Genomic DNA, 19,631 nt, shown 5'->3' with positions numbered 1-19,631 from the left:
GGTCACCATTGTGCGGCGCGCGGGCGTGCTCTTGAATGGCCGTCGTGGCCCGGATGGCCCATTCGACCTGCCGTTCGCAAGCCGATCGGGGCCGATCACCTGACGAACGAAAAGGAGCCCCCGATGGACGCGGTGGACCGCCTGCTGCTGGCCGAACTGCAGGCCGACGCGCGGCTGTCGTTCAACGAGCTCTCCCGCCGGGTGAACCTGTCGCCGCCGGCCGTCGCCGAGCGGGTGCGCCGGCTGGAGGCGGACGGGGTGATCACCGGCTACCACGCCCACCTGGCCCCGGCGAAGGCCGGGGCGGCGGTGATGGCGCTGGTGACGGTGCAGTGCTACGGACCGCGCTGCGTGCTGCGCGACCCGGAGGTGCCCGGCTGGCCGGAGGTGTTCCAGCTGCACCGGGTCACCGGCGGGGCGTGCTGCGTGCTGCTGGTCGGGGTGCCGGACATGGCGGCGTTCGAGCGGCTGACCGACCGGCTGGGCGGCTACGGGCAGCCGACCAGCTCGATGATCCTGTCCAGCCCGGTCCCCTGGCGGCCGCTGACGCCCTGACGCCCTGGCGTCCCGCTGCTCCGGCGGCCTGACGCTCCGGCGGCCCGGCGGGGCGTCAGTCCAGCAGGACGGTGACGCCACCCTGGCGGAGCACGTCGAGGACCGCGTCGAAGTAGGAGCGCTCCTCCTCGTCCGGGCCGGTCACCCGGCGGGTCAGCGCCTGCGCCGAGTCCATCGCCCGCCGCCAGCGCAGCGTGAACGGCGGTTCGGGGACGAAGCCGCCGCGCAGGCAGTCGGCCAGCGCGTCCAGGTTGCGGCCGTAGTAGCCGTCGGGGGCGTGCACGGCGCGGCCCAGCTCGGCCCAGAACGCGGGTTCGCCGGTGGCCCGCTCGCCGTGCAGGACGTACTCGGGCGGCTGCGGTGCGGTGGGCATCGGAAGCTCCTGTCTGCCGGTGGCGGGGTCGCCCGGATGGGTTCGCCGGGTCGAAGGGGGCCGGTGCGCGCGCTGGGATGGGCCCTACTGTCATCTCTTCCACACCAGGGGCAACACCATGACCAGTCTGCACCGCAAGGATCTCGGTCTGCTGGCGCTGCGCGGAGCCGTCGGCGGCGTCCTGTTCGCGCACGGGACGCAGAAGCTGTTCGGCTGGTTCGGCGGCGGGGGCCTGGCCGGCACCGCGCAGGGCATGGAGCACATGGGCTTCGTCCCGGCCGAGCGCAGCGCGCTGGCGGCGGGCCTGGGCGAGGCCGGCGGCGGCACGCTGCTCGCGCTCGGCCTGGCCACCCCGGCGGCCGGCGCGGTGGTGGCCGGCACCATGGCCGGCGCGATCTCCGTGCACGCCCCGGCCGGCTTCTTCGCCCAGGGCGGCGGCTACGAGTACCCGGCGCTGCTGGGCGCCTGCGGCCTGGCGCTGGGCGTCTCCGGCGCGGGCCGCTACTCGCTGGACGCCGCGCTCGGGCACCGGCTGGACCGCCCCTGGATGGGGCTGCTGGCCTTCGCGGCCAGCGCGCTCGGCGCCGCCGCGGTGGTGACCCGCCGCCAGGAGGAGGTGCGCCGGCGGGAGGCCCGGGCCGCCGACGAGGCGGTCCGCGAGGACGGCAGCGGACTCTCCTGAGCACCCGCGACCGAACGTCCACGATCGAAGGGAAGTACTGATGAAGCGATCGATGCGGGCCGCCGCGGGTTGGACCGCGGCCGCCCTGCTGGGCGGCGCGGCGCTGGCCGGCTGTTCCTCGGACGGTTCGCCGTCCCCCGGGGTGTCCTCGGCGCTGGACGGCGCCAAGTCGGCGGTGGCCTCGGCGGCCTCCTCCGCGACGGCCGCGATCGGCTCGGCGGCGGCCTCGCTGGGCGCCTCCGCGCAGGCGGCCGCCTCCTCGGCGCTGGCCGGGGTGAAGGGCGGGCTGGACGCCACGGCCGACGTGGCGGCCGGGACCGCGAGCACCGACGGGGAGGGGAAGGTGGTGGTGCCGCTGACGGTCACCAACCACGGTTCCCAGTCCGGCAAGTACACGATTCAGGTCAACTTCCAGGACGGGTCGGGCAACCTGCTCGACGCGGCGGTGGTGAACGTGCCGGAGCTGGCCGCCGGGGCGTCCGCGCAGGCCACGGCCAGGAGCAACCGCGCGCTGAACGGGACCGTGACACCTGCGGTGGCGAACGCGCTGCGGTACTGACCGGACACCGAACCTTAAGCGTGGCGTAAGCGTCAGAACCCGCTCTTGACGGTCGAGTTGGTCTAGTCCATTTTACTTGGCAGGTGCAGGGAGCCCCTGGGCCGGCGCCGGTGGTCCATACCACCGGCGCCGGTTCGGCTTCCCGGCACCCGGTGTTTGTGCAGGCCACCGCTCGATTCCCCTGTCATGCCCATGGCTGTGCGGCCCCACCTCGCACGGTTCGAGCCCGGGTGCGGCAGGACCCCCACGACCAGGAGTCACGCAGCCATGCTTCGTTCCGTTTCCACCCAGTCGCCCGCGCGGCGGCGGCCCAAGGGCTGGGCCGCGCTCGCGGCCGGCACCGCGGCCTCCCTGCTGCTCGGCGGCACCCTCGCGCTGACCGGCGGCACCGCCCAGGCGGCCCCCACCAACTCGACCGGCGCGCCCGCCACCAGCGGCGGCATCAAGGTCGCGTACTTCGACCAGTGGTCGATCTACGCCAACGGCTACTACCTGAAGACCGTGCAGGACACCGGCGCCGCCGGGAAGCTCGACTACCTGATCTACGATTTCGCGAACATCAACCCGACCACGCTGTCCTGTTTCGAGGCCAACAAGGCCGCGTCGCAGAACGAGGACGACCCGAACGCGGGCGACGGCGCGGGCGACTCCTTCGCGGACTACCAGAAGAGCTTCGGCGCCGACATCTCGGTCGACGGCGTGGGCGACACCTGGAACCAGCCGATCGTCGGCAACTTCAACCAGCTGAAGAAGCTGAAGGCGAAGAACCCGAACCTCAAGGTGCTGCTCTCCATCGGCGGCTGGACCTACTCGAAGTACTTCTCCGACGCCGCGGCCACCGACGCTTCCCGCAAGAAGCTGGTGTCCTCCTGCATCGACATGTTCATCAAGGGCAACCTGCCCTCCGAGGGCGGCTACGGCGGCCCGGGCACCGGTGCCGGCATCTTCGACGGCTTCGACCTGGACTGGGAGTACCCGGGCGGCGGCGGCCACACCGGCAACCACGCCGCGGCGGCCGACAAGCAGAACTTCACCGCGCTGCTCGCCGAGTTCCGCAGCCAGCTGGACGCCCAGGGCAGGACCGACAACAAGACCTACGGCCTGGCGGCCGCGGTCGGCGCCGGTCAGGACAAGATCAAGAACGTCGAGACCGACAAGATCGGCCAGTACCTGACGTTCATCGACATCATGACCTACGACATGCACGGCGGTTGGGAGGCGCAGGGCCCGACCAACCACCAGGCCCCGATCTACACCAACCCCAACGACCCGATGAACCCGGTCCCGGGCGGCAACGGGAAGTACTCGCTGGACAGCGCCATCAAGGCGTACACCGTGGGCGACCCGCAGTACGGCATCCCCGGCGGCTTCCCGGCGAAGAAGATCAACGTCGGCATCCCGTTCTACTACCGCGGCTGGACCGGCGTGACCGCCGGCGCCAACCACGGCCTGTTCCAGAAGGCGACCGGCCCGGCGACCGGCGGCACCTACTCCGGCAACGTCAACGGCATCCGGATGTTCAAGGAGCTCAACGGCTTCGTGGACAACCCGAGCTACACCTACTGGGACGACGCCGCCAAGACCGCGTACTTCTACGACGGCACCACCTTCTGGTCCGGCGAGAACGCCCAGTCCATCCAGGCCAAGGTCGACTACGCGCACTGCAACGGCCTCGGCGGCTCCTTCGCCTTCTCGATGTACGACCTGGGCACCCAGACCGGCCTGTTCGACAAGATGGTGACCGCCACCAACGGCTCCGCCGCCGCCTGCCCGGCCGCCCCGACCCAGTCGGCCTCGCCGTCGCCGTCGACCTCGGTCTCGCAGTCGGCCAGCCCGTCCCCGTCGACCTCGGTCTCGGCCTCCCCGTCGACCTCCGTCTCGGCCTCCCCGTCGCAGTCCGCCACCTCCGGCGCCTGCACCCTGCCGAGCTGGAACTCCGCCACCGTCTACGCCGCCCCGACCAAGGTGTCGTGGAAGGGCCACAACTACACCAACAAGTGGTGGACCCAGGGCGAGGACCCGACGCTGAGCGGCCAGTGGGGCGTCTGGGCCGACAACGGCGCCTGCTGAACCACCTGAACCACGGCATCCCGCCGGTCGCCGACCGGTCGGGTGACCGTCCCTGACGACGCGGGGCGCGAGGAGAGGTCATCTCCCTCGCGCCCCGCGTCCTGTTTCCCGGGGGCCGTCAGCAGGTCAGGTCCTCGGTGCGGCCGAGGGCGTCCGGCTGGGACACCTCGATCCGGCGCAGCATCCGGGTCAGCGTCGCGGACAGCTCGGGGCGGGCCTCGGCCGGGACGTCCTGGAGCACGTCGGCCTCGAAGACGGCGGCCATCCGCATCAGCTCCAGCCACTTGTCGCGGCCCTCGGGGGTCAGCTCGACGATCACCCGGACCCGGTTGGCCTCGTCGCGCGCCCGGGTGACCAGGCCCTCGGCGACCATTCGGTCGATCCGGTGGGTCATCGCGGCCGGGGTCAGCCCGAGCCGCTTGGCCAGCTCGCCCGGGCCCAGCCGGTAGGGAGCGCCGGAGATCACCAGCGCCTTGAGCACCTCCCACTCGGCGGAGGTGATGCCGAGGGTGGCCAGCTGCCGGCCGTAGGCCACGTTCATCCGGCGGGCCAGCCGGGACAGGGTGGACACGATGGTCTCCACCTGCGGGTCCACGGTGGGGAACTCCCGCTGGTAGACGGCCACCTGTTCGGCGATGCCGAGTTCGGTGGCGGTCTCCGGCTCCGCTCTGCGTGCGCTCATGTGCTCATCCTCCCACGCGAGGGGTGCAGGACTTAAGCCTTTGACCCGTTAAGGTTTCGGTGGTAAGACTTTAGGTCTGAAATCTTACGGGTTGAAGTCGGGCGAGGGGCCCGGCTCCCCGGCGAACGAGAAGAGGGGTGTGCAGTGAAGGAGTGGGGCGGCCGACTGCGTCGCGTCCAGATCGGCAACGCGCTCAGCGCCTTCGGCAGTGGGTTCACCCTGCCGTACATGTTCGTGTACGTGGACCAGGTGCGCGGCCTCGGCACCGCGGCGGCCGGCGCGGTGTTCACCGTGTTCGCGCTGGCCGCGCTCGCCGTGCTGCCGTTCACCGGCCGCGGCATCGACCGGTACGGCCCCCGCCCGGTCCTGCTGGCCGGTACCGCGATGGCCGCCGCCGGCGCCTTCGCGTTCGGCCAGGCCGCGAGCACGCCCGCGCTGCTGGTGTCCTCCTTCCTGTTCGGTGCGGGCGTCACCACCTGCCAGCCCGCGCTCGCCACGATGATCGTCCGCTGCACCGGCCGGGCCGAGCGGTCCCGCGCCTTCGCGCTCCAGTTCACCCTGGTCAACCTGGGCATGGGCATCGGCGCCCTGGTCGGCGGCCAGATCGTCGACACCGCCGACCCGGCCAGCCTGACCAGGCTGTTCACCATCGAGGCCCTGACCTTCCTCGGCCTCGCCGCCGTCACCGGCACCGCCCGGATGCCCGCCGAGGCCGTCGAACCGGCCGCCCCGGGCAGCCCCGCAGCCAAGCGCGGCGGCGGGCTGCGCGCACTGGTCGCGGACAAGGCGATGCTCCGGCTCTGCCTGCTGGCCGGCCTGATCTTCTTCACCTGCTACGGCCAGTTCGAGTCCGGCGTGGCCGCGTTCGCCACCGACACCGTCGGCACCGCGCCGTCCACCCTGGGCCTGGCGATCGGCGCCAACGCGCTGACCATCGTGCTGCTGCAGATGTTCGTGGTCCGGATGACCGAGCGCCGCCGCCGCACCACCGCGATGGCCGCCGCCGGCCTGGTCTGGCTCGGCGCCTGGGCGATGGCCCTGGTGGCCGGCGTGGTCCGCACCGACGCGCTGGCCGCCACGGTCGCCATCGTCGCGGTGTACGCGCTGTTCGGCGTCGGCGAGTCGCTGCTCGCGCCCACCATGGGCCCGATCGTCGCGGACCTCGCCCCGGCCCGGCTGCTCGGCACCTACAACGCCGGCTACGCCCTGGTGAAGCAGATCGCCGTCGCGGTCGGCCCCGCCGTCGGCGTCCTGCTGGTCGGCTCCGGCACCTGGCCGCTCTACCTGGCCGCGATGGCGCTCTGCACCCTGCTGATCGTCGCGCTGGCCGTCCGGCTGCGCGGGCACCTGACGCCCGCCCAGGACAACGTCCGGGTGCTGAACGTGCCGCAGCGCGAGGTGCGGGAACTGCAGACCGCGGCCTGACGGCCCGGAGACCACGAGGGTCCGGCGGGGCGCGACGGCGCCCCGCCGGACCCTCGCGTCAGCGGGCGACCGGCATCAGCAGCGAGAAGGTGTCCGCCCGGGACGGGAAGCGGATCGCCAGCGGGGCGATCGGGCCGCCCAGCTCCAGGACCAGCTGCTCGGCGCCGCCCGCGGCCTCCAGCAGGAAGTCCCGGTTCACGTGCACCAGCAGGCCCTCCGGGGCCTCCGCGCCCGGCAGGGCGTCGGCGGCGGTGGCGGTCAGCGCGGCCGTCGGCGCGCCCGAGTCGGCGGCGGCGTCCAGCGGCAGCGCCCGGAGCTGGTCGGCCGTCAGCACCACCCGGTGGGTCGGCTCCAGCCGGAGCAGCCGGCGGTAGTCCGGGAAGTCGTGCCCGGCGGGCTCCCCGGAGAGCTCGCGGCCCGCCGCCCGGACGGTGAACTGCCCGCCGTCGAAGACCAGTTCGGCCTGGTCGGCGTCGCCGAGCAGGGCCCGGGCGGCGTCCGCCAGCGCGGTCGGCAGCAGCGCCGAGACCGTCGGGCCGGACAGCTCGGCCGGGCAGTCGGCGACCGCCAGCCGGTAGCGGTCGGTGGCGACCAGGTGCAGCACGCCGTCCTCCGCGTCCAGGAAGATCCCGGCGACGGCGGGCAGGTCGGCGCCGGCGGGGGCGGCGAAGCGCACCGCGTCCAGCGCGGCGGCCAGGGCGGCGGCGGAGACGGTCAGGGTGGACTGCGGCATGGGGAACTCCCGGGAATCGAGCAGCGAACGGACCGCGGAGAGCTCCCGGCGCGCGTCGGTCAGGCCGTCCTGCAGCCGGCGCAGGTGCGCGTCCAGCTCGGCCCGGGCCTGGTCCGGGGTGCCGGTCAGCACCCTGGTGATCCCGGCCAGCGGCATCCCGACCCGGCGCAGCCGGGCCAGCAGCCGGGCGTCCGGCAACTGTTCCGCCGCGTACCGGCGGTAGCCCGTCCGCGGGTCCACCTCGGCGGGGACGAACACGCCCGCGCCGTCGTAGAACCGCAGCGCGCTCACGCCGAGCCCGCTGGCCCTGGCCATCTCGCCGATGCTGCGCATGGTGCTCTCCACCCGGCACACCCTGTGCCCTCGACCTGGTCGAGGGTCAACCGTACGCGAGCGCGATACCCTCCTGGGGCGCGCCGTCCGGCCCGGGCCGGGGGCTAGGATGCGGACATTGCGGACAAGTCGTCAACTGGCGGGCGGACGGGGCGGACATGGCGCTGGCGGTGCTGGAACGGCGGGACCTGCGGACGGGGCGGCGGGCCGCACCGGCGGCGGCCGACCGCTTCGGCTGGTGGGGCCCGCTCGCGGTCGCGGCGTTCGCCGGGGTGCTGCGGCTGTGGGACCTGTCCTACCCGAACGCCTTCGTCTTCGACGAGACGTACTACCCCAAGGACGCCTGGTCGCTCTGGCAGCAGGGCTACGAGGCGGCCTGGCCCGACAACGCCAACCAGCTGATCCTCGGTGTCCCGCAGAACGTCCCGCTCGACCGGGCCCCCGCGTTCGTCGCCCACCCGCCGCTCGGCAAGTGGGCGATCGGCCTCGGCGAGCACGCCTGGGGCCTGCACCCCTTCGGCTGGCGGATCGTCGTCGCCGTGCTCGGCACGCTGAGCGTCCTGCTGGTGGCCCGGATCGGGCGGCGGCTGTTCCGCAACACCCTGCTCGGCTGCGTGGCCGGACTGCTCACCGCCGTCGACGGCCTGCAGTTCGTGATGAGCCGGGTCGGCCTGCTCGACGGCGTCTCCGCGTTCTTCGTGCTCGCCGCGTTCGGCTGCCTGCTGGTCGACCGCGACCGCACCCGCGACCTGCTGCGGGCCGCCCGCGCCGAGGGCGGCCGGGCCGCCGACGAGCTCCGGCTCGGCCTGCGCCCCTGGCGGATCGGCGCGGGCCTGCTGCTCGGCGCCGCCTGCGCCGTCAAGTGGAACGGCCTGCAGATCCTCGCCGTGTTCACCGCCCTCACCCTGCTCTGGGACCAGGCCGGCCGGCGCGCCGCCGGCGCCCACCGGGCGATCCGCTCCACCCTGCGCCGCGACCTGTGGCCCGCCGCGCTCGCCATGCCCGGCGCCGCCCTGCTGGTCTACCTCGGCTCCTGGAGCGGCTGGCTCGCCACCGGCGGCGGCTACGGCCGGCACTGGGCCGACGGCCGGGCCGGGCTCTCGCCGGCCCGCACCCCGCTCGTGGACGTCCCGCTCCCGCAGCTCCCGATGACCTGGGTGCCCGCCCCGCTGCGCAGCCTGTGGCACTACCACTCGCAGATGTACGACTTCAACACCGGCCTGTCCTCCCCGCACACCTACCAGTCCAACCCGTGGAGCTGGCTGGTCCAGGGCCGCCCCGTCTCGATGTACTGGGAGCAGGTGCCGAACGGGCAGCGCGGCTGCGCCTCGGCCGAGGGCTGCGCCAGCCAGATCCTCGGCCTCGGCACCCCGTTCCTGTGGTGGGCGGCCTGCTTCGCGCTCGCCTACGCCCTGTACCGCTGGTTCTTCCGGCGGGACTGGCGCTCGGGCGCGATCCTGGCCGGCGTCGCCGGGATCTACCTGCCCTGGTTCCAGTACCAGCACCGGACGATCTTCTCCTTCTACATGGTGCTGCTGGTGCCGTTCCTCGCCCTGGCCGTCACCCAGATGCTCGGCGCCATGCTCGGCCCGGCCGGCTGCCCGCCCCGCCGCCGGGCCTGGGGCGCGGCCGGGGCCGGGCTGATCGTGCTGGCGATCGTCGGCTGCTTCGCCTTCTTCCACCCGCTGTACACCGCGGAGGTGATCCCGATGTCCGACTGGCGCACCCGGATGTGGTTCACCAGCTGGATGTGACGTCCCGTGAGCGCCGTAGCCTCCTCCCAGCTCCTGCCGGTGACGCCCGCGCTCGGCGCCGCCTGCCTGGTCCTGCTCGCCGCCGCCGCGCTCGTCGCCGGGCGCGGCGGCCTCGGCCACGGGCGGGCGGTGCTGCGCGCCGGGCTCCGGGCGGCCGTCCAACTGGCGGTCGTGGCCCTGGTGATCGCCTGGGTGGTGCGCTCGCTCTGGGCGTCCGCGCTGTTCGTGCTGCTGATGTTCGGCGTCGCCGTGCGCACCGCGGGCCGCCGGATCGGCGAGGGCGGCGCGGGCGGCCGGACGGTCGAGGGGCGCTCCCGGCCCGGGCGGTGGGAGTGGCTGTGGGCGGCGGTGCCGATCGCGGCCGGGGTGCTGCCGGTGCTGCTCCTGCTGCTGGCCGCCGGACTGCTCCCCGCCCGCGGCCTGACGGTCGTCCCGGTCGCCGGCATCCTGATCGGCGGGGCGCTCACCGCCACCTCGCTCGCCGGGCGGCGGGCCCTGGACGAACTGCGGCTGCGGCACGGCGAGGTGGAGGCCGCGCTGGCGCTCGGCTTCGAGGACCGCGACGCCCGGCTGGAGATCTGCCGGGCCGCCGCCGCGACCTCGCTCGTCCCCGCCCTCGACCAGACCCGCACCGTCGGGCTGGTCACCCTGCCCGGCGCGTTCGTCGGCATGCTGCTGGGCGGCGCGACACCCGTCCAGGCGGGCGCGGTGCAGCTGTTCGTGCTGGTGGCGCTGCTCGCGGTGGAGGCGGTCGCGGTGACGGCGGTGCTCGAACTGGTCGGCCGGGGGCTGGTCGGAGCGAACTGACGGAGCGAACTGACGTGACGTCAGCAGTAGTTCGGGCTCTGCGGGGTCTGCAGCAGCGCGAGCTGGGTGACGGCGTCGTAGACGCCGTCCTTGTACTGCACGGCGGGCTTGGCACCGTCGAACAGGTCGTGCTGGAGGTCCGACAGGCGCTGCCTGGTCCAGTCGCCGAAGCCGGGCTGTCCGGACCGGGTGGTGTCCATGGTGAGCGGGCCGATCCGGTTGCACCAGTACGTCATGATCTTCTGCTGCATCGCCGTCACCTCCGGTCCGGTGTCGCCGAACTTCAGCACCCGGCCCGCGGTCGGGGCGGCCGACGGCGACGGGGAGGGCGCGGCCGGGCTGCTCGGCGCGGGCGGCGGGCTCGGGGCCACGGCCGGCTTGCTGACGGCCTGGGTCGGGCGGGCCGTGGTGCGGCTCGGGGACGGGGGCGGCGTCGACGGTGCCGGGGCGACGGAGGTGGCGCTCGGGTCCGGGGTGACCTGGACCGGGCTGGACACCGCCGGGCCGGTCGGGGCGGGCAGCGCGTTGTCGACCTTGGTGGGGGAGGAGGACAGCAGCATCGCCAGGCTCGCGCCGAGCGCCGTCACCCCGACCGCGCCGCCCGCGATCACCAGCCGCTTGCGGTCGGCGCTCTGCTTGCGCCGCTCCCGGCGGTCCGCGCGGCTGACCGGCCCCTCCGCCTCCTCCTCGCGGAAGGTGAACATGCCGAGGTCCGCCGGGGGCGGGCCCGGCTCGGCCGGCCCGGCAGGGACCGGCGGCAGCAACCGGGTGGCCGGCCCGGCCGGTTCGGGGCGGAACAGGTGCGGCGCCGGTTCGACCGGCCCCGCCGGCCGGAGCACCTCGACGGCGGGCGCGGCCGACTGCGGCGGGACCACCACCCGGCCCAGCGCGAACGGCGCGTCCGGCGCCCCGCCGGGCCCGGCCGGTGCGCCCGGCCCCTGCGGGGGGACGGGCGGCAGCAGCTGGGTCGCGGCGGCGTCCGGCTGCGGCGGCTGGGACTGGGGCTGCTGGTGCGGTGCCTGCGGTGCCTGGGCCTGCGGCGGGCCGAACGGGCTGGCGGCCTGCGGGACGTGCGGGGGCCGACCGGGCGGCGGCGGGGCGGCGAACGGCCCGGACGGGACGATCGGCTGCACCGGGGGCGCGGCGGGCGGCGGCCCGGGCGGCGGGCCGACCCGGGTGGCGAACGGGTCGGCGGCCGGGTCGCCGGGCTCGACGACGGAGGCGCCGGCCACGTACGGGCGGACCAGTTGCGGGCCGTCCAGCAGCGGCAGGACGGCGGTGTCCTCGACCGGGGAGGCGGCGTCGCACGCGCAGCGGCCGGCCGTCCGTGCCGTGCCGCAGCGGGGGCAGCGCTCTGCCGGCATGGGCCGGTCCTCCTCGGGTCGGAATCGAACGGGGTGATTATGCAGGAGCATTCCCCGGGGCGACAGGGAAGCCCGGCCCCGGACCCGCTTCCTGTCCGCTTTGATGCTTAATCGGACGGTGTGGACGTCCGCCCGGTTCTCCCGCGCGCCCCTTCCGGCCCGGGAGGCCCCCGCCGCCCCGCCCGGTCAGGCGGTCCGGTCCTCCGTCAGGCGGTCCGGTCCTCCGTCGCGGCCAGCTCGCGGAACCGCTGCGGGCTGATCCCGCGGACCCGCTTGAACGCGGCGCTGAGCGTGAAACCGCTGCCGTAGCCGACCCGGCGGGCCACCGCGTCCAGAGTGGCGTCCGGCTCGGCCAGCAGGTCGGCGGCCTGGGTGAGCCGCCAGTCCGTCAGGTACGCCATCGGGGGCTCGCCGACCAACTCGGTGAACCGGCGGGCCAGCGCGGCCCGGGACGCCCCGCACTCCGCCGCCAGGGCCTGCACCGTCCAGGCCCGGGCCGGGGCGGAGTGCAGCAGGCCCAGCGCCCGGCCGACCAGCGGGTCCGCGTGCGCCCGGTACCAGGCCGGGGCCCGGCCGAGGTCGCGGGCGAACCAGCGACGCAGCACCGAGATCAGCAGCAGGTCGAGCAGCCGGTCCAGCACCGCCTCCTGCCCGGGCTCGTCCCGGTCGATCTCGGCCTCCAGCAGCGCCACCAGCGGCGAGCTCCACTCCTCGGCGCCCAGCCGGAGCACCGGCGGCAGCGCCCGCAGCAGCCGTCCGCCGACCTCGCCGTGCAACTGGTAGGTGCCGCTGAGCAGCACCGTCGCCGCGTCCCGGGCGGGACCCCAGGTCCGCACGCCCTGGTCGAACGCCTCGCACAGGCGCTCCCCGGCGGGCGTGGCCGACACCTGCCCGGGGTGGATCACCACCTGCGGCGGGGTGTCCGGCCGGTCCGCGACGGTGTACGGCTCCGGGCCGCGGACGATCGCCAGGTCGCCGGTGCGCAGCGGCACCGGCGCGGCCCCGTCCGGCACGATCCAGCCGTCGCCGCGCACCGTGGTCAGCACCGTCAGCGGGGCCCGGTCCTCGATCCGCAGCGACCACGGCGGATCGAACACCGACCGCAGCAGGAACGCCCCGCGGGCCCGGGGCCCGGCCAGCAGTGCGGTGAGCGCGTCCATGGCGGCCAGCGTAGTGGCGGGGCGCCGACGGGTGGACGCTCGCGCATGCGGGCGAGCGCCCCGGCCATGGAGCCCGCGGCCGCCGCCGGATTGACTGGACGTCATGACCACACGAACGGGGGCGCACGGCATGGCAGTTCTGCGCACGGTGACACTGATCGGCGCCGTCCTCAGCGCCGGGCTGAGCGCCGGACTCTTCTACTCCTACGCCTGCTCGGTGATGCCGGGCCTGGCCCGGGTCGACGACCGGGCGTTCGTCGCCGCCATGCAGCGGATCAACGTGGCCGTCCTGAACGGGTGGTTCCTGCTGAGCTTCCTCGGCGCGCTGGTCCTGATCGCCGCCGCGGGCCTGCTCCAGTGGCGCGGCGGCGACCGCACCGCCCTGCTCTGGATCGGCGCCGCGGCCGTCCTGTACACCGTCGTGCTCGTCGTCACCGCCGCCGTCAACGTCCCCCTCAACGACCGGCTCGCCGCCGCCGGCGACCCGGCGGACCTCACCGACCCGGCCGCCGTCCGCGCTGCCTTCGAACACACCTGGGTCCGCTGGAACCTGGTCCGCGCCCTGTCCGCCACCGCCGCCTTCGCCTGCCTCGCCCGGGCTCTCGCCCTCACCGGCCGCAGCTCCTGACGCTCCGTCAGCGTGCCTGCAGGGCCGGGTGATCCGGTCCCGCCGTTTCCTGTCGGCGCGTCCGGTCACCCGTGGTGGGGCCGCTCGAACAGCGCGGCCACGCTCTGCGGCGTCCCCCGGCCGAAGAAGGCCTCCAGGTTCCGTGCCGAACGGCCGGCCGCCGCGCTGCTGCGCGGGAACAGCCGCTCCTCGTAGGCGCCGAGCGCGGTCTCGGTGTCGGGCCGTCCGACCAACTCGCCCGCCAGGTCCGCACCGTCGTACAGGGCGAGGTTCGCGCCCGCACCGGCGAAGGGGGCCATCAGGTGCGCGGCGTCACCGACCAGCGTCACTCCGGGCACCCGGTTCCACGCGAGCCCGACGGGAAGTGCGTGAATGGGCCGCAGCCACGGCTCCGACTCGCTCTGCGCCACGAAGGCGGTGAGCGACGGTGACCAGCCGTCGAATTCCTCGGCGACCCGGCGGAGGGTGGCCGACCGGTCGCCGGAACCGATCGGCTCCATCCACTGCTCGGACCGGTTCAGCGCCGCGTATCCGCGCACGTGTCCGTCCGCACAGCGGTGGACGATGATGCCCTTGCCCGGAGCGAGCGCCATCAGCGTGCCGCTGCCGATAGCGGCGACGTTCGCCCGGTGGTCCCGACCGTCCGGGGCGAGGGCGATCTCGACGAAACAGGTCCCGCTGTAGGAAGGGGTGACGGGGGTGAGCAGGGGACGCACCTTCGACCAGGCGCCGTCCGCGCCGATGACGAGGTCGGCGTGCGCGGCGGGACCGCCCGCGAAGGTGAGCTCGTGGCCGCCCTCCGCACGGCGCCGGACCGAGGTGAGCTTGCGGCCCCACCTGATCGTCCCGGGGGCCAGCGAGTCGATGAGCAGGCGGCGCAGTTCGCCGCGGTCCACCTCCGGGCGGGCCGACCCGGGGTCCGCGGGCCGGTCGAACAGGACGGTGCCGCGGCGGTCGACCACGCGCTTGGCGTCCTCGCCCGGGCGGACCAGGGCGAGGAACCCGTCGTACAGGCCGGCTGCGCGAAGCGCGACCTGCCCGGTCTCCACGGCGCGCCGGACTCTCAGCGGCTGATCGAGAGGGCGAAGGGCGTGAACCCGCTGGAGCGGATGACGTGCGGGACGAACAGGATCGCGGCCTCGGTGGCGCGGGCGGTGCGGATCCCGCCGAGGTCGGTGATCCACTCCTGCTGCCAGCCGAGGTCGGTGAGCAGTGCGCGGACGGTCTGCTTGGCCTGCGGGTCGTCGCCGGAGAGGAAGGCGGTCGGGGCCTGGGCGAGCGTGGCGGGCGCGGTCATCACGGGGAAGAGCATGGTGTTGAGCGTCTTGACGACGCGCGTTTCGGGGAGTGCTTCCTGGAGTTGCTCGGCCAGGCTGGAGCCGGGATACACCAGGTCGGCGGGGAGCCCGTCCGGTCCGTCGACGGTGGCGTTGGAGACGTCGACGAGGATCTTGCCCCGCAGTTCGGCGCGCAGGGCGGTGAGGCGCTCCAGCGAGCCGGCGCCCGGGGTGGCGTTGACGACGACCTCGGCGGCGCGGGCGGCGTCGGCGGCGGCGCCCGGCTCGCGGTCCACCGCGGTCACCTGGTGGCCCGCCCCGGCGAGGGCGCGGGCGAGGTTGCCGCCGACGCGGCCGTTTCCGAGAACTGCGATCGTGGTCATGTCGTGCTGTTCCTTTCGTGCGTTCGGGATATGACGGGTGGTCAGCGGGAGAGCGTGGTGACGGCCTGGGCGTGGACGCCGGGTGCGGCGGCCAGGAAGCTCGCGCTCTCCGGGGTCCAGGGGCGGCCCTCGGCGTCGGTGATCCGTCCGCCGGCCTCGGTGACGAGCAGCGCCCCGGGCAGCAGGTCCGCGCGGGCGCCGGCGAACTGCCAGAAGGCGTCGATCCGGCCGGCGGCCACGTTCAGCAGGTGCAGGGTGGCGGGCACGGAGGTGCGCACCACGAGCGCGTCGAGGAGCATCGCGGTGATCGAGGAGCCGATGCGCCGCACGACCTGCTCGTCCTCGTCCGGCCTGGCCTGGCTGGTGGCGACCAGGCTCAGGCCGAGGTCCGCGGTCGGGGACACGTGCAGCGGGCGGCCGTCGAGGCGGGCGCCGGCGCCGGCGAGTGCGGTCCAGGTCTCGCCGGTCAGCGGCAGGTGGACCGCGGTGAGCACCGGCCGGTTGTCGCGCACGAGAGTGGCGGTCACCGCCCAGTCCGGCAGGGCGTGCAGGTGGTTGACGTTGCCCTCGGCCGGGTCCACCACCCACCACTCGCCGGCCGGCAGCGCCCCGCCGTCCAACTCCTCCTCCACCCAGCCCGCGTTCGGGCGCAGTTCCGTGAGCGCGGGGCGCAGGGCGGCGAGGGCGGCGTCGTCGTTGGCGGCGAGCGCGCCCATCAGCTCTTCCCGGGTCCGGTGCGGGACCACGTCGCCGAAGCGCTCCCGCAGCACGGAACCCGCCGCGCGCACGGCGTCCGCGGTCCGGGCGAGCAGGTCGGTGTCGGAGACGGAGTCGGCGGGCGCGGCGATGGCGGTGGTCCGGAGCGATTCGGACATGGTGGTGCTCCTGTCTGAGGAGGGGGTGATCAAGCGGACCGGGCGAAACCGCGTGCCGTTCGTGCCTGCGTTTCGAAGGTAGGGGCGCCGACCGTTAACCTCAAGTGCATGTCATTCACTGCTGGAATGACTCCGGTGCAATTGAATCCACCGCCTCCGCGCGCCGCCCGGCGAGCCCCCGTCCCCTCCACGGGGGGCTACCGCTCGGATGCCTCCGGAGCGGCGAACAGGTGCTGGAGGGTCCGGGTCGCCAGGTCGAGCAGCCAGGTGTGGGCGGGGTCGTCGTCGTAACGCTGGTGCCAGAGCAGGTAGAGCGGTACGGGCGGCAGGTCGAACGGCAACGGCAGCACGGTCAGGCCCAGTTGGTCGCGGGCGGAGCGGGTGACCGCTTCGGGGAGGGTGACCACGACGTCGGTGTCACGGGCGAGCTGCAGGGCGGTGTCCGTCGCGGGTGCGGAGACGATGACCCGGCGCTCGTGCCCGAGGGCGGCGACGACCTCGTCGACCCGGTCGCGCAGGCTTCCGCGCCGGGAGACGGTCACGTGATCGGCCGCCGCGTACCGCTCGACGGTCACCGGCCCCTCAGTGAGCGGATGACCCGCTCGGACGGCGAGGACGATCCTGTCCCGGCCGATGAGGCGGTGCCGGATGTCGGGCTGGGACGGCGGTGCGGCACTGGAGGCCACATCGACCTCGCCGCGACGCAGCTCGGGGGTGTCCTGGCCGGGCTCGACCGTGAGACGCATCTTCACCTTCGGGGCCCGGCGGTGCACCGCGGCGACCAGAGCGGTCCCGCAGGCGGTGGTGAGGGCGTCGTGCAGGCGAACGGTGAACACCCGCTCCAGGCCCGCCAGGTCCAGGTCCGTACGGGAAGACAGCAACTGGTGGGCCTGCTGCACCAGGACGTGGACCTCGGTGCGCATGGCCAGTGCGCGAGGGGTGGGCGTCATGTGCCGTCCGGTGCGCACCAGGATCTGGTCGCCGGTGACCTTGCGGATGCGGCCCAGCGAGCGGCTCATCGCCGGGGCCGTGACGTGCAGCCGCTCCGCGGCCCCAGCCACGCTGCCCTCCTCCAGCAGCGCGTCCAGGGCGGTGAGCAGGTTCAGGTCCAACTGCATGGCGGTAAGCGTACAAGTGGCAGTCATGCACTTGCTGTGAGCTCCGGGAGCTTGATCGAACGGCCGGGGACCGGCTCGGCCGGGGTGGTGCTACCCGGATGTCCACCCACGGGGAGAAGATGGGCGGCATGAGCGTAGTGAAGATCAAGAAAGTTGTTAAGACACTCACATGAAGTCAGCTCTGGGATTCGCCCTCCTGGGGCCTGTGAGGCTGTCAGGAAGTGGGGAAGTCTCCCGATGCGACCTTGGTGACGAATGTCCGCCAGGCGTCCACAGAGAAGACCAGAGCCGGTCCCTCGGGGTCCTTGCTGTCCCGGACCGGTACGACCCCGGCGGCGACGAAGTTGTATGCGACCTCGACGCACTGTCCGCCGTCGCTGCCGCTGTAACTGCTCTTGAGCCACTGGGCGGTGGACAGGTCGATTTTCCGGTCCATGTTCAACAGTCCTTCCATGATGCGGAGGATCAGGCGGGCCGACTCCGGTGCTGACAGGACTTCGGCGCGGAGCCGATCATAGGCGCGTGAGCGCTCCCTGACCTGCCGCGGGTTGTTTGAAAAGGCTCCCCGGCTGAGTGATTCCGTGTACTGCCACTCCATACCTTCGGACAGCTTCAGCAGAGTGAACGATGCGCCGAACGGGGCACGCTCGCCGATCTCGTAGGGCGCGACCTGGATGACGATGTTGGGGCGCTGCGCCAGTTTCAGCAGGTGGCGCAGTTGCTCCGCCATGACGACCGGCCCGCCGACCGTGCGACGTGGCACTGCTTCATCCAGGACGACCACCAGGAACGGATCGGCGCCCGCTTTGAGGAACCGCTCCTGTCGGCCCAGTCGCGCTGCGACCCGTTCGCTGATCAGGTCGTCATCGCCTGCCGCGTCTCCATACGAGAGGACCGCACGGGCGTACGCCGGGGTTTGCAACAAGCCCGGAATCCAGGCAATCTCGTACTGCCGAAGATCAGTTGCCCGTGCTTCCATCTCGGCGAAGCGGCGGAACCAGTCGGGGTGTTCGACCTCTTGGTGCCAGGGCACCCGCTGCCAGACTCGCAGCAGCAGGCCACCCGTGTTCAGGAGCTTGTCGCAGGCTCGGGCGAAGTCCTCGTTCGGCACGCGCTCGCCGGCCTCGATCCGGCTGATCAGGGATCGGTCGCAAGGAATCAGCCGCGCCAACTCGCCCTGGGACAACCCGGCGTTCTCGCGCGCCTCCGACAACTCTGCGGCGAAGAACGCAGGTGAACAGAACGCCTGCTCCTGCACGGATTCCCGACGACCCACTCCCGCTCCCTCCGGTGACGGACTTCATGTCACCACCTGATGCCTACTCAGCGTAGGTACACGAGACGACTCTTGTAGCGGAAACCCCGCAGCGAAGCACAGGAGCCAACCCATGTCGGCAGCCGCCCAAGTCCAGCCCCGGTACAGAGTCGTCCCTCTGCCCACGCCGCCCGGCGAGTTCGATCTGTGGGGTGTCATGGGCGGGATTGGCGGGATTGGCGGGACCGTGACCGGGCTGGATGGTGAACCCGTGGCGTTCTACAGCTTCACCGAGGCCGCGCGCTGGGCGGACGCCCATGGATGAGCGGTGGGAGCCGACGGAGGGGCGGGAAGCCTACGACAGGCGCTCCGGCGAACCAGTGCGGGTAATGGCGGTGCACGCCTGCGGGGTGTTCGTCCGGACCCTGAGAGACGGGCGGGAGCACCTGACCACGCTGGGCGAACTTGCCCCGCCGGAGCGCGGGGCGAGGGAGCGGTGACGGAGGCGTCTCGTCGGGCTTGGGAGGCGGCGTCGCGGTTGGCGGCACTGACGGGAGAGGAGGTGCGGGTGTCGCGGGTGGCCGAAGGTGTCAGGATCAAGTTCCCTGTGCGCTCCGATGACGGCGACGTGGACCACCTCCAAGTACTTGCCGTTCTGGGAGAGTCCGACCAGTACGGGCACCAGAGATTTGCCGATGGAAGCGGACACCTATGGGCCGTCTATTGGCCAGAGCATCTCTGACCGGGCATCCAAAAAACGGCGTCGCCCCCAGGGCACGCACGGTGAGCCGGACCCGGGATCGCAGAGCGTCAGCGTGCCGAACTTCCGCAGCGCCCTTGCCCTCCTCGCCCTGATACGGGGAGAGCCGCCCACCCGCAGCAGGTGGACGGCTCTGTGTCGGCGCAGCGGCGCTACTCCCCGAGGTGGCGGTACAGGGTTGCACGGCTCACACCGAGCGCCTTGGCGATGGCCGTGACGCTCTCTCCGTTCGCCTGGCGGGCACAGGCGGCGGCGAGCTTGTCGGCGTCCAGCACGTTCGGCCGACCACCGGTACGGCCCTGTGCCTTGGCGGCGTCCAGACCGGCCCGGGTGCGATCCTTGATCAAGCTCCGCTCGAACTCTGCCATCGCGCCCACGACTTGGAGCATCAGGCGGCCGTCGGGGGTGTTCGGGTCGATGCTCGCCAACGCTCCCGTCAGCACCTTGAAACCGATGCCCCGGGCCGACAGCGCGTCCACCATCGTCACCAGGTCGATCAGCGAACGGGCGAAGCGGTCCAGCTTCCACACACACAGGGTGTCGCCGGGGCGCACGTAGTCCAGGACAGCGGCAAGCTCCGGCCGGGCGGTGTTCTTCCCGCTGGCCCTGTCCGTGAAGATCCGGGAGCAGCCCGCTACGGTCAGCGCGTCGTGCTGGAGGTGCGCTTCTTGGTCATCGGTTGAGACTCGGGCGTAGCCGATCATGTGTCCGGTGTTCTTCGCCATGGCCCAACCGTCTCATCTTGACATTTATGGTCGGCGGGCTTGGTGTTGCTTGATCGACTCGGCCCGTTTGGCCGTCTTGCCGACGTCGTGGCGCTTGGCCCGGTGTTTGTTCT

Annotated in this window: 20 protein-coding genes; 9 read left to right on the top strand and 11 right to left on the bottom strand. The window is 73.3% G+C overall.

Annotated elements, in window-relative coordinates; genetic code table 11:
* Positions 1-123: 123 nt before the first annotated feature.
* Positions 124-555: an Lrp/AsnC family transcriptional regulator gene (locus ACIOHG_RS34865; RefSeq protein ID WP_400956875.1), complete on the top strand. Its 432-nt coding sequence runs from the start codon at positions 124-126 to the stop codon at positions 553-555.
* A 55-nt stretch (positions 556-610) separates the two neighbouring features.
* On the opposite strand, the gene ACIOHG_RS34860 is transcribed toward ACIOHG_RS34865, so the two are convergent.
* A complete protein-coding gene (locus ACIOHG_RS34860) occupies positions 611-928 on the bottom strand; it encodes a barstar family protein (protein ID WP_400956872.1) in 318 nt (105 codons plus the stop codon).
* Between the two features lie 118 nt (positions 929-1,046).
* Between ACIOHG_RS34860 and ACIOHG_RS34855 the strand changes: the two genes are divergently transcribed.
* From ACIOHG_RS34855 to ACIOHG_RS34845, 3 genes are all read left to right on the top strand, one after another.
* Positions 1,047-1,610, top strand: a complete 564-nt coding sequence (locus ACIOHG_RS34855) for a DoxX family protein (protein WP_400956869.1) — start codon at positions 1,047-1,049, stop codon at positions 1,608-1,610.
* Positions 1,611-1,650: 40 nt separating this feature from the next.
* Positions 1,651-2,169 (top strand): FxLYD domain-containing protein, encoded by a 519-nt coding sequence (locus ACIOHG_RS34850; protein WP_400956866.1) that lies wholly within the window; start codon positions 1,651-1,653, stop codon positions 2,167-2,169.
* Positions 2,170-2,436: 267 nt separating this feature from the next.
* On the top strand, positions 2,437-4,239 hold the full coding sequence (locus ACIOHG_RS34845; RefSeq protein WP_400956863.1) for a glycosyl hydrolase family 18 protein: 1,803 nt from the start codon (positions 2,437-2,439) through the stop codon (positions 4,237-4,239).
* A 118-nt stretch (positions 4,240-4,357) separates the two neighbouring features.
* Here the strand turns inward: ACIOHG_RS34845 and ACIOHG_RS34840 are convergent, their stop codons facing one another.
* The gene (locus ACIOHG_RS34840; RefSeq protein WP_400956860.1) at positions 4,358-4,921 is read right to left on the bottom strand and encodes a MarR family winged helix-turn-helix transcriptional regulator; all 564 of its coding nucleotides are present in this window, start codon (positions 4,919-4,921) and stop codon (positions 4,358-4,360) included.
* Between the two features lie 144 nt (positions 4,922-5,065).
* Here ACIOHG_RS34840 and ACIOHG_RS34835 point away from each other — a divergent pair, with 144 nt between their 5' ends.
* Positions 5,066-6,346: an MFS transporter gene (locus ACIOHG_RS34835; protein ID WP_400956857.1), complete on the top strand. Its 1,281-nt coding sequence runs from the start codon at positions 5,066-5,068 to the stop codon at positions 6,344-6,346.
* A 58-nt stretch (positions 6,347-6,404) separates the two neighbouring features.
* On the opposite strand, the gene ACIOHG_RS34830 is transcribed toward ACIOHG_RS34835, so the two are convergent.
* Positions 6,405-7,424, bottom strand: coding sequence for a MerR family transcriptional regulator (locus ACIOHG_RS34830; protein WP_400956854.1), 1,020 nt, complete (start codon positions 7,422-7,424; stop codon positions 6,405-6,407).
* Between the two features lie 146 nt (positions 7,425-7,570).
* Here ACIOHG_RS34830 and ACIOHG_RS34825 point away from each other — a divergent pair, with 146 nt between their 5' ends.
* Positions 7,571-9,166, top strand: a complete 1,596-nt coding sequence (locus ACIOHG_RS34825; RefSeq protein WP_400956851.1) for a dolichyl-phosphate-mannose--protein mannosyltransferase — start codon at positions 7,571-7,573, stop codon at positions 9,164-9,166.
* A gap of 6 nt (positions 9,167-9,172) precedes the next feature.
* On the top strand, positions 9,173-9,973 hold the full coding sequence (locus ACIOHG_RS34820; protein ID WP_400956848.1) for an ABC transporter permease: 801 nt from the start codon (positions 9,173-9,175) through the stop codon (positions 9,971-9,973).
* 20 nt (positions 9,974-9,993) lie between these two features.
* Here ACIOHG_RS34820 and ACIOHG_RS34815 read toward each other — a convergent pair whose 3' ends face one another.
* Both ACIOHG_RS34815 and ACIOHG_RS34810 read right to left on the bottom strand, forming a co-directional pair.
* A complete protein-coding gene (locus tag ACIOHG_RS34815) occupies positions 9,994-11,337 on the bottom strand; it encodes a hypothetical protein (RefSeq protein WP_400956846.1) in 1,344 nt (447 codons plus the stop codon).
* Positions 11,338-11,543: 206 nt separating this feature from the next.
* Positions 11,544-12,497, bottom strand: coding sequence for an AraC family transcriptional regulator (locus ACIOHG_RS34810; RefSeq protein ID WP_400956843.1), 954 nt, complete (start codon positions 12,495-12,497; stop codon positions 11,544-11,546).
* A gap of 103 nt (positions 12,498-12,600) precedes the next feature.
* Between ACIOHG_RS34810 and ACIOHG_RS34805 the strand changes: the two genes are divergently transcribed.
* Positions 12,601-13,125: a DUF1772 domain-containing protein gene (locus ACIOHG_RS34805; RefSeq protein WP_400956841.1), complete on the top strand. Its 525-nt coding sequence runs from the start codon at positions 12,601-12,603 to the stop codon at positions 13,123-13,125.
* Positions 13,126-13,190: 65 nt separating this feature from the next.
* Here ACIOHG_RS34805 and ACIOHG_RS34800 read toward each other — a convergent pair whose 3' ends face one another.
* The 5 genes from ACIOHG_RS34800 to ACIOHG_RS34780 form a co-directional block, all read right to left on the bottom strand.
* Positions 13,191-14,174, bottom strand: coding sequence for an FAD-dependent oxidoreductase (locus tag ACIOHG_RS34800; RefSeq protein WP_400956838.1), 984 nt, complete (start codon positions 14,172-14,174; stop codon positions 13,191-13,193).
* 14 nt (positions 14,175-14,188) lie between these two features.
* The gene (locus tag ACIOHG_RS34795) at positions 14,189-14,785 is read right to left on the bottom strand and encodes an NADPH-dependent F420 reductase (RefSeq protein ID WP_400956835.1); all 597 of its coding nucleotides are present in this window, start codon (positions 14,783-14,785) and stop codon (positions 14,189-14,191) included.
* A 41-nt stretch (positions 14,786-14,826) separates the two neighbouring features.
* Complete coding sequence (locus ACIOHG_RS34790) at positions 14,827-15,660, bottom strand: inositol monophosphatase family protein (RefSeq protein ID WP_400956833.1); 834 nt, start codon at positions 15,658-15,660, stop codon at positions 14,827-14,829.
* A gap of 197 nt (positions 15,661-15,857) precedes the next feature.
* A complete protein-coding gene (locus tag ACIOHG_RS34785) occupies positions 15,858-16,778 on the bottom strand; it encodes a LysR family transcriptional regulator (protein ID WP_400956831.1) in 921 nt (306 codons plus the stop codon).
* A 214-nt stretch (positions 16,779-16,992) separates the two neighbouring features.
* Positions 16,993-18,036, bottom strand: a complete 1,044-nt coding sequence (locus ACIOHG_RS34780) for a Scr1 family TA system antitoxin-like transcriptional regulator (protein WP_400956828.1) — start codon at positions 18,034-18,036, stop codon at positions 16,993-16,995.
* A gap of 130 nt (positions 18,037-18,166) precedes the next feature.
* Between ACIOHG_RS34780 and ACIOHG_RS34775 the strand changes: the two genes are divergently transcribed.
* Positions 18,167-18,358: a hypothetical protein gene (locus ACIOHG_RS34775; protein WP_400956825.1), complete on the top strand. Its 192-nt coding sequence runs from the start codon at positions 18,167-18,169 to the stop codon at positions 18,356-18,358.
* A 587-nt stretch (positions 18,359-18,945) separates the two neighbouring features.
* Here ACIOHG_RS34775 and ACIOHG_RS34770 read toward each other — a convergent pair.
* Positions 18,946-19,518: a recombinase family protein gene (locus ACIOHG_RS34770; protein ID WP_400956823.1), complete on the bottom strand. Its 573-nt coding sequence runs from the start codon at positions 19,516-19,518 to the stop codon at positions 18,946-18,948.
* Positions 19,519-19,631 lie beyond the last annotated feature (113 nt).

Origin of the sequence: Kitasatospora sp. NPDC088134, assembly GCF_044741705.1 — a bacterium.
GTDB lineage: Bacteria > Actinomycetota > Actinomycetes > Streptomycetales > Streptomycetaceae > Kitasatospora.
This window is presented reverse-complemented; position numbering and strand designations above follow the sequence as displayed.

Excerpts from the sequence above, each read along its gene's own strand:
- ACIOHG_RS34850 (WP_400956866.1), top strand. The coding sequence starts at position 1,651 with ATGAAGCGATCGATGCGGGCCGCCGCGGGTTGGACCGCGGCCGCCCTG.
- ACIOHG_RS34770 (WP_400956823.1), bottom strand. The coding sequence starts at position 19,518 with ATGGCGAAGAACACCGGACACATGATCGGCTACGCCCGAGTCTCAACC.
- ACIOHG_RS34785 (WP_400956831.1), bottom strand. The coding sequence starts at position 16,778 with ATGCAGTTGGACCTGAACCTGCTCACCGCCCTGGACGCGCTGCTGGAG.
- ACIOHG_RS34825 (WP_400956851.1), top strand. The coding sequence starts at position 7,571 with ATGGCGCTGGCGGTGCTGGAACGGCGGGACCTGCGGACGGGGCGGCGG.
- ACIOHG_RS34810 (WP_400956843.1), bottom strand. The coding sequence starts at position 12,497 with ATGGACGCGCTCACCGCACTGCTGGCCGGGCCCCGGGCCCGCGGGGCG.
- ACIOHG_RS34865 (WP_400956875.1), top strand. The coding sequence starts at position 124 with ATGGACGCGGTGGACCGCCTGCTGCTGGCCGAACTGCAGGCCGACGCG.
- ACIOHG_RS34815 (WP_400956846.1), bottom strand. The coding sequence starts at position 11,337 with ATGCCGGCAGAGCGCTGCCCCCGCTGCGGCACGGCACGGACGGCCGGC.
- ACIOHG_RS34860 (WP_400956872.1), bottom strand. The coding sequence starts at position 928 with ATGCCCACCGCACCGCAGCCGCCCGAGTACGTCCTGCACGGCGAGCGG.
- ACIOHG_RS34775 (WP_400956825.1), top strand. The coding sequence starts at position 18,167 with ATGTCGGCAGCCGCCCAAGTCCAGCCCCGGTACAGAGTCGTCCCTCTG.
- ACIOHG_RS34840 (WP_400956860.1), bottom strand. The coding sequence starts at position 4,921 with ATGAGCGCACGCAGAGCGGAGCCGGAGACCGCCACCGAACTCGGCATC.
- ACIOHG_RS34855 (WP_400956869.1), top strand. The coding sequence starts at position 1,047 with ATGACCAGTCTGCACCGCAAGGATCTCGGTCTGCTGGCGCTGCGCGGA.
- ACIOHG_RS34845 (WP_400956863.1), top strand. The coding sequence starts at position 2,437 with ATGCTTCGTTCCGTTTCCACCCAGTCGCCCGCGCGGCGGCGGCCCAAG.
- ACIOHG_RS34795 (WP_400956835.1), bottom strand. The coding sequence starts at position 14,785 with ATGACCACGATCGCAGTTCTCGGAAACGGCCGCGTCGGCGGCAACCTC.
- ACIOHG_RS34790 (WP_400956833.1), bottom strand. The coding sequence starts at position 15,660 with ATGTCCGAATCGCTCCGGACCACCGCCATCGCCGCGCCCGCCGACTCC.
- ACIOHG_RS34805 (WP_400956841.1), top strand. The coding sequence starts at position 12,601 with ATGACCACACGAACGGGGGCGCACGGCATGGCAGTTCTGCGCACGGTG.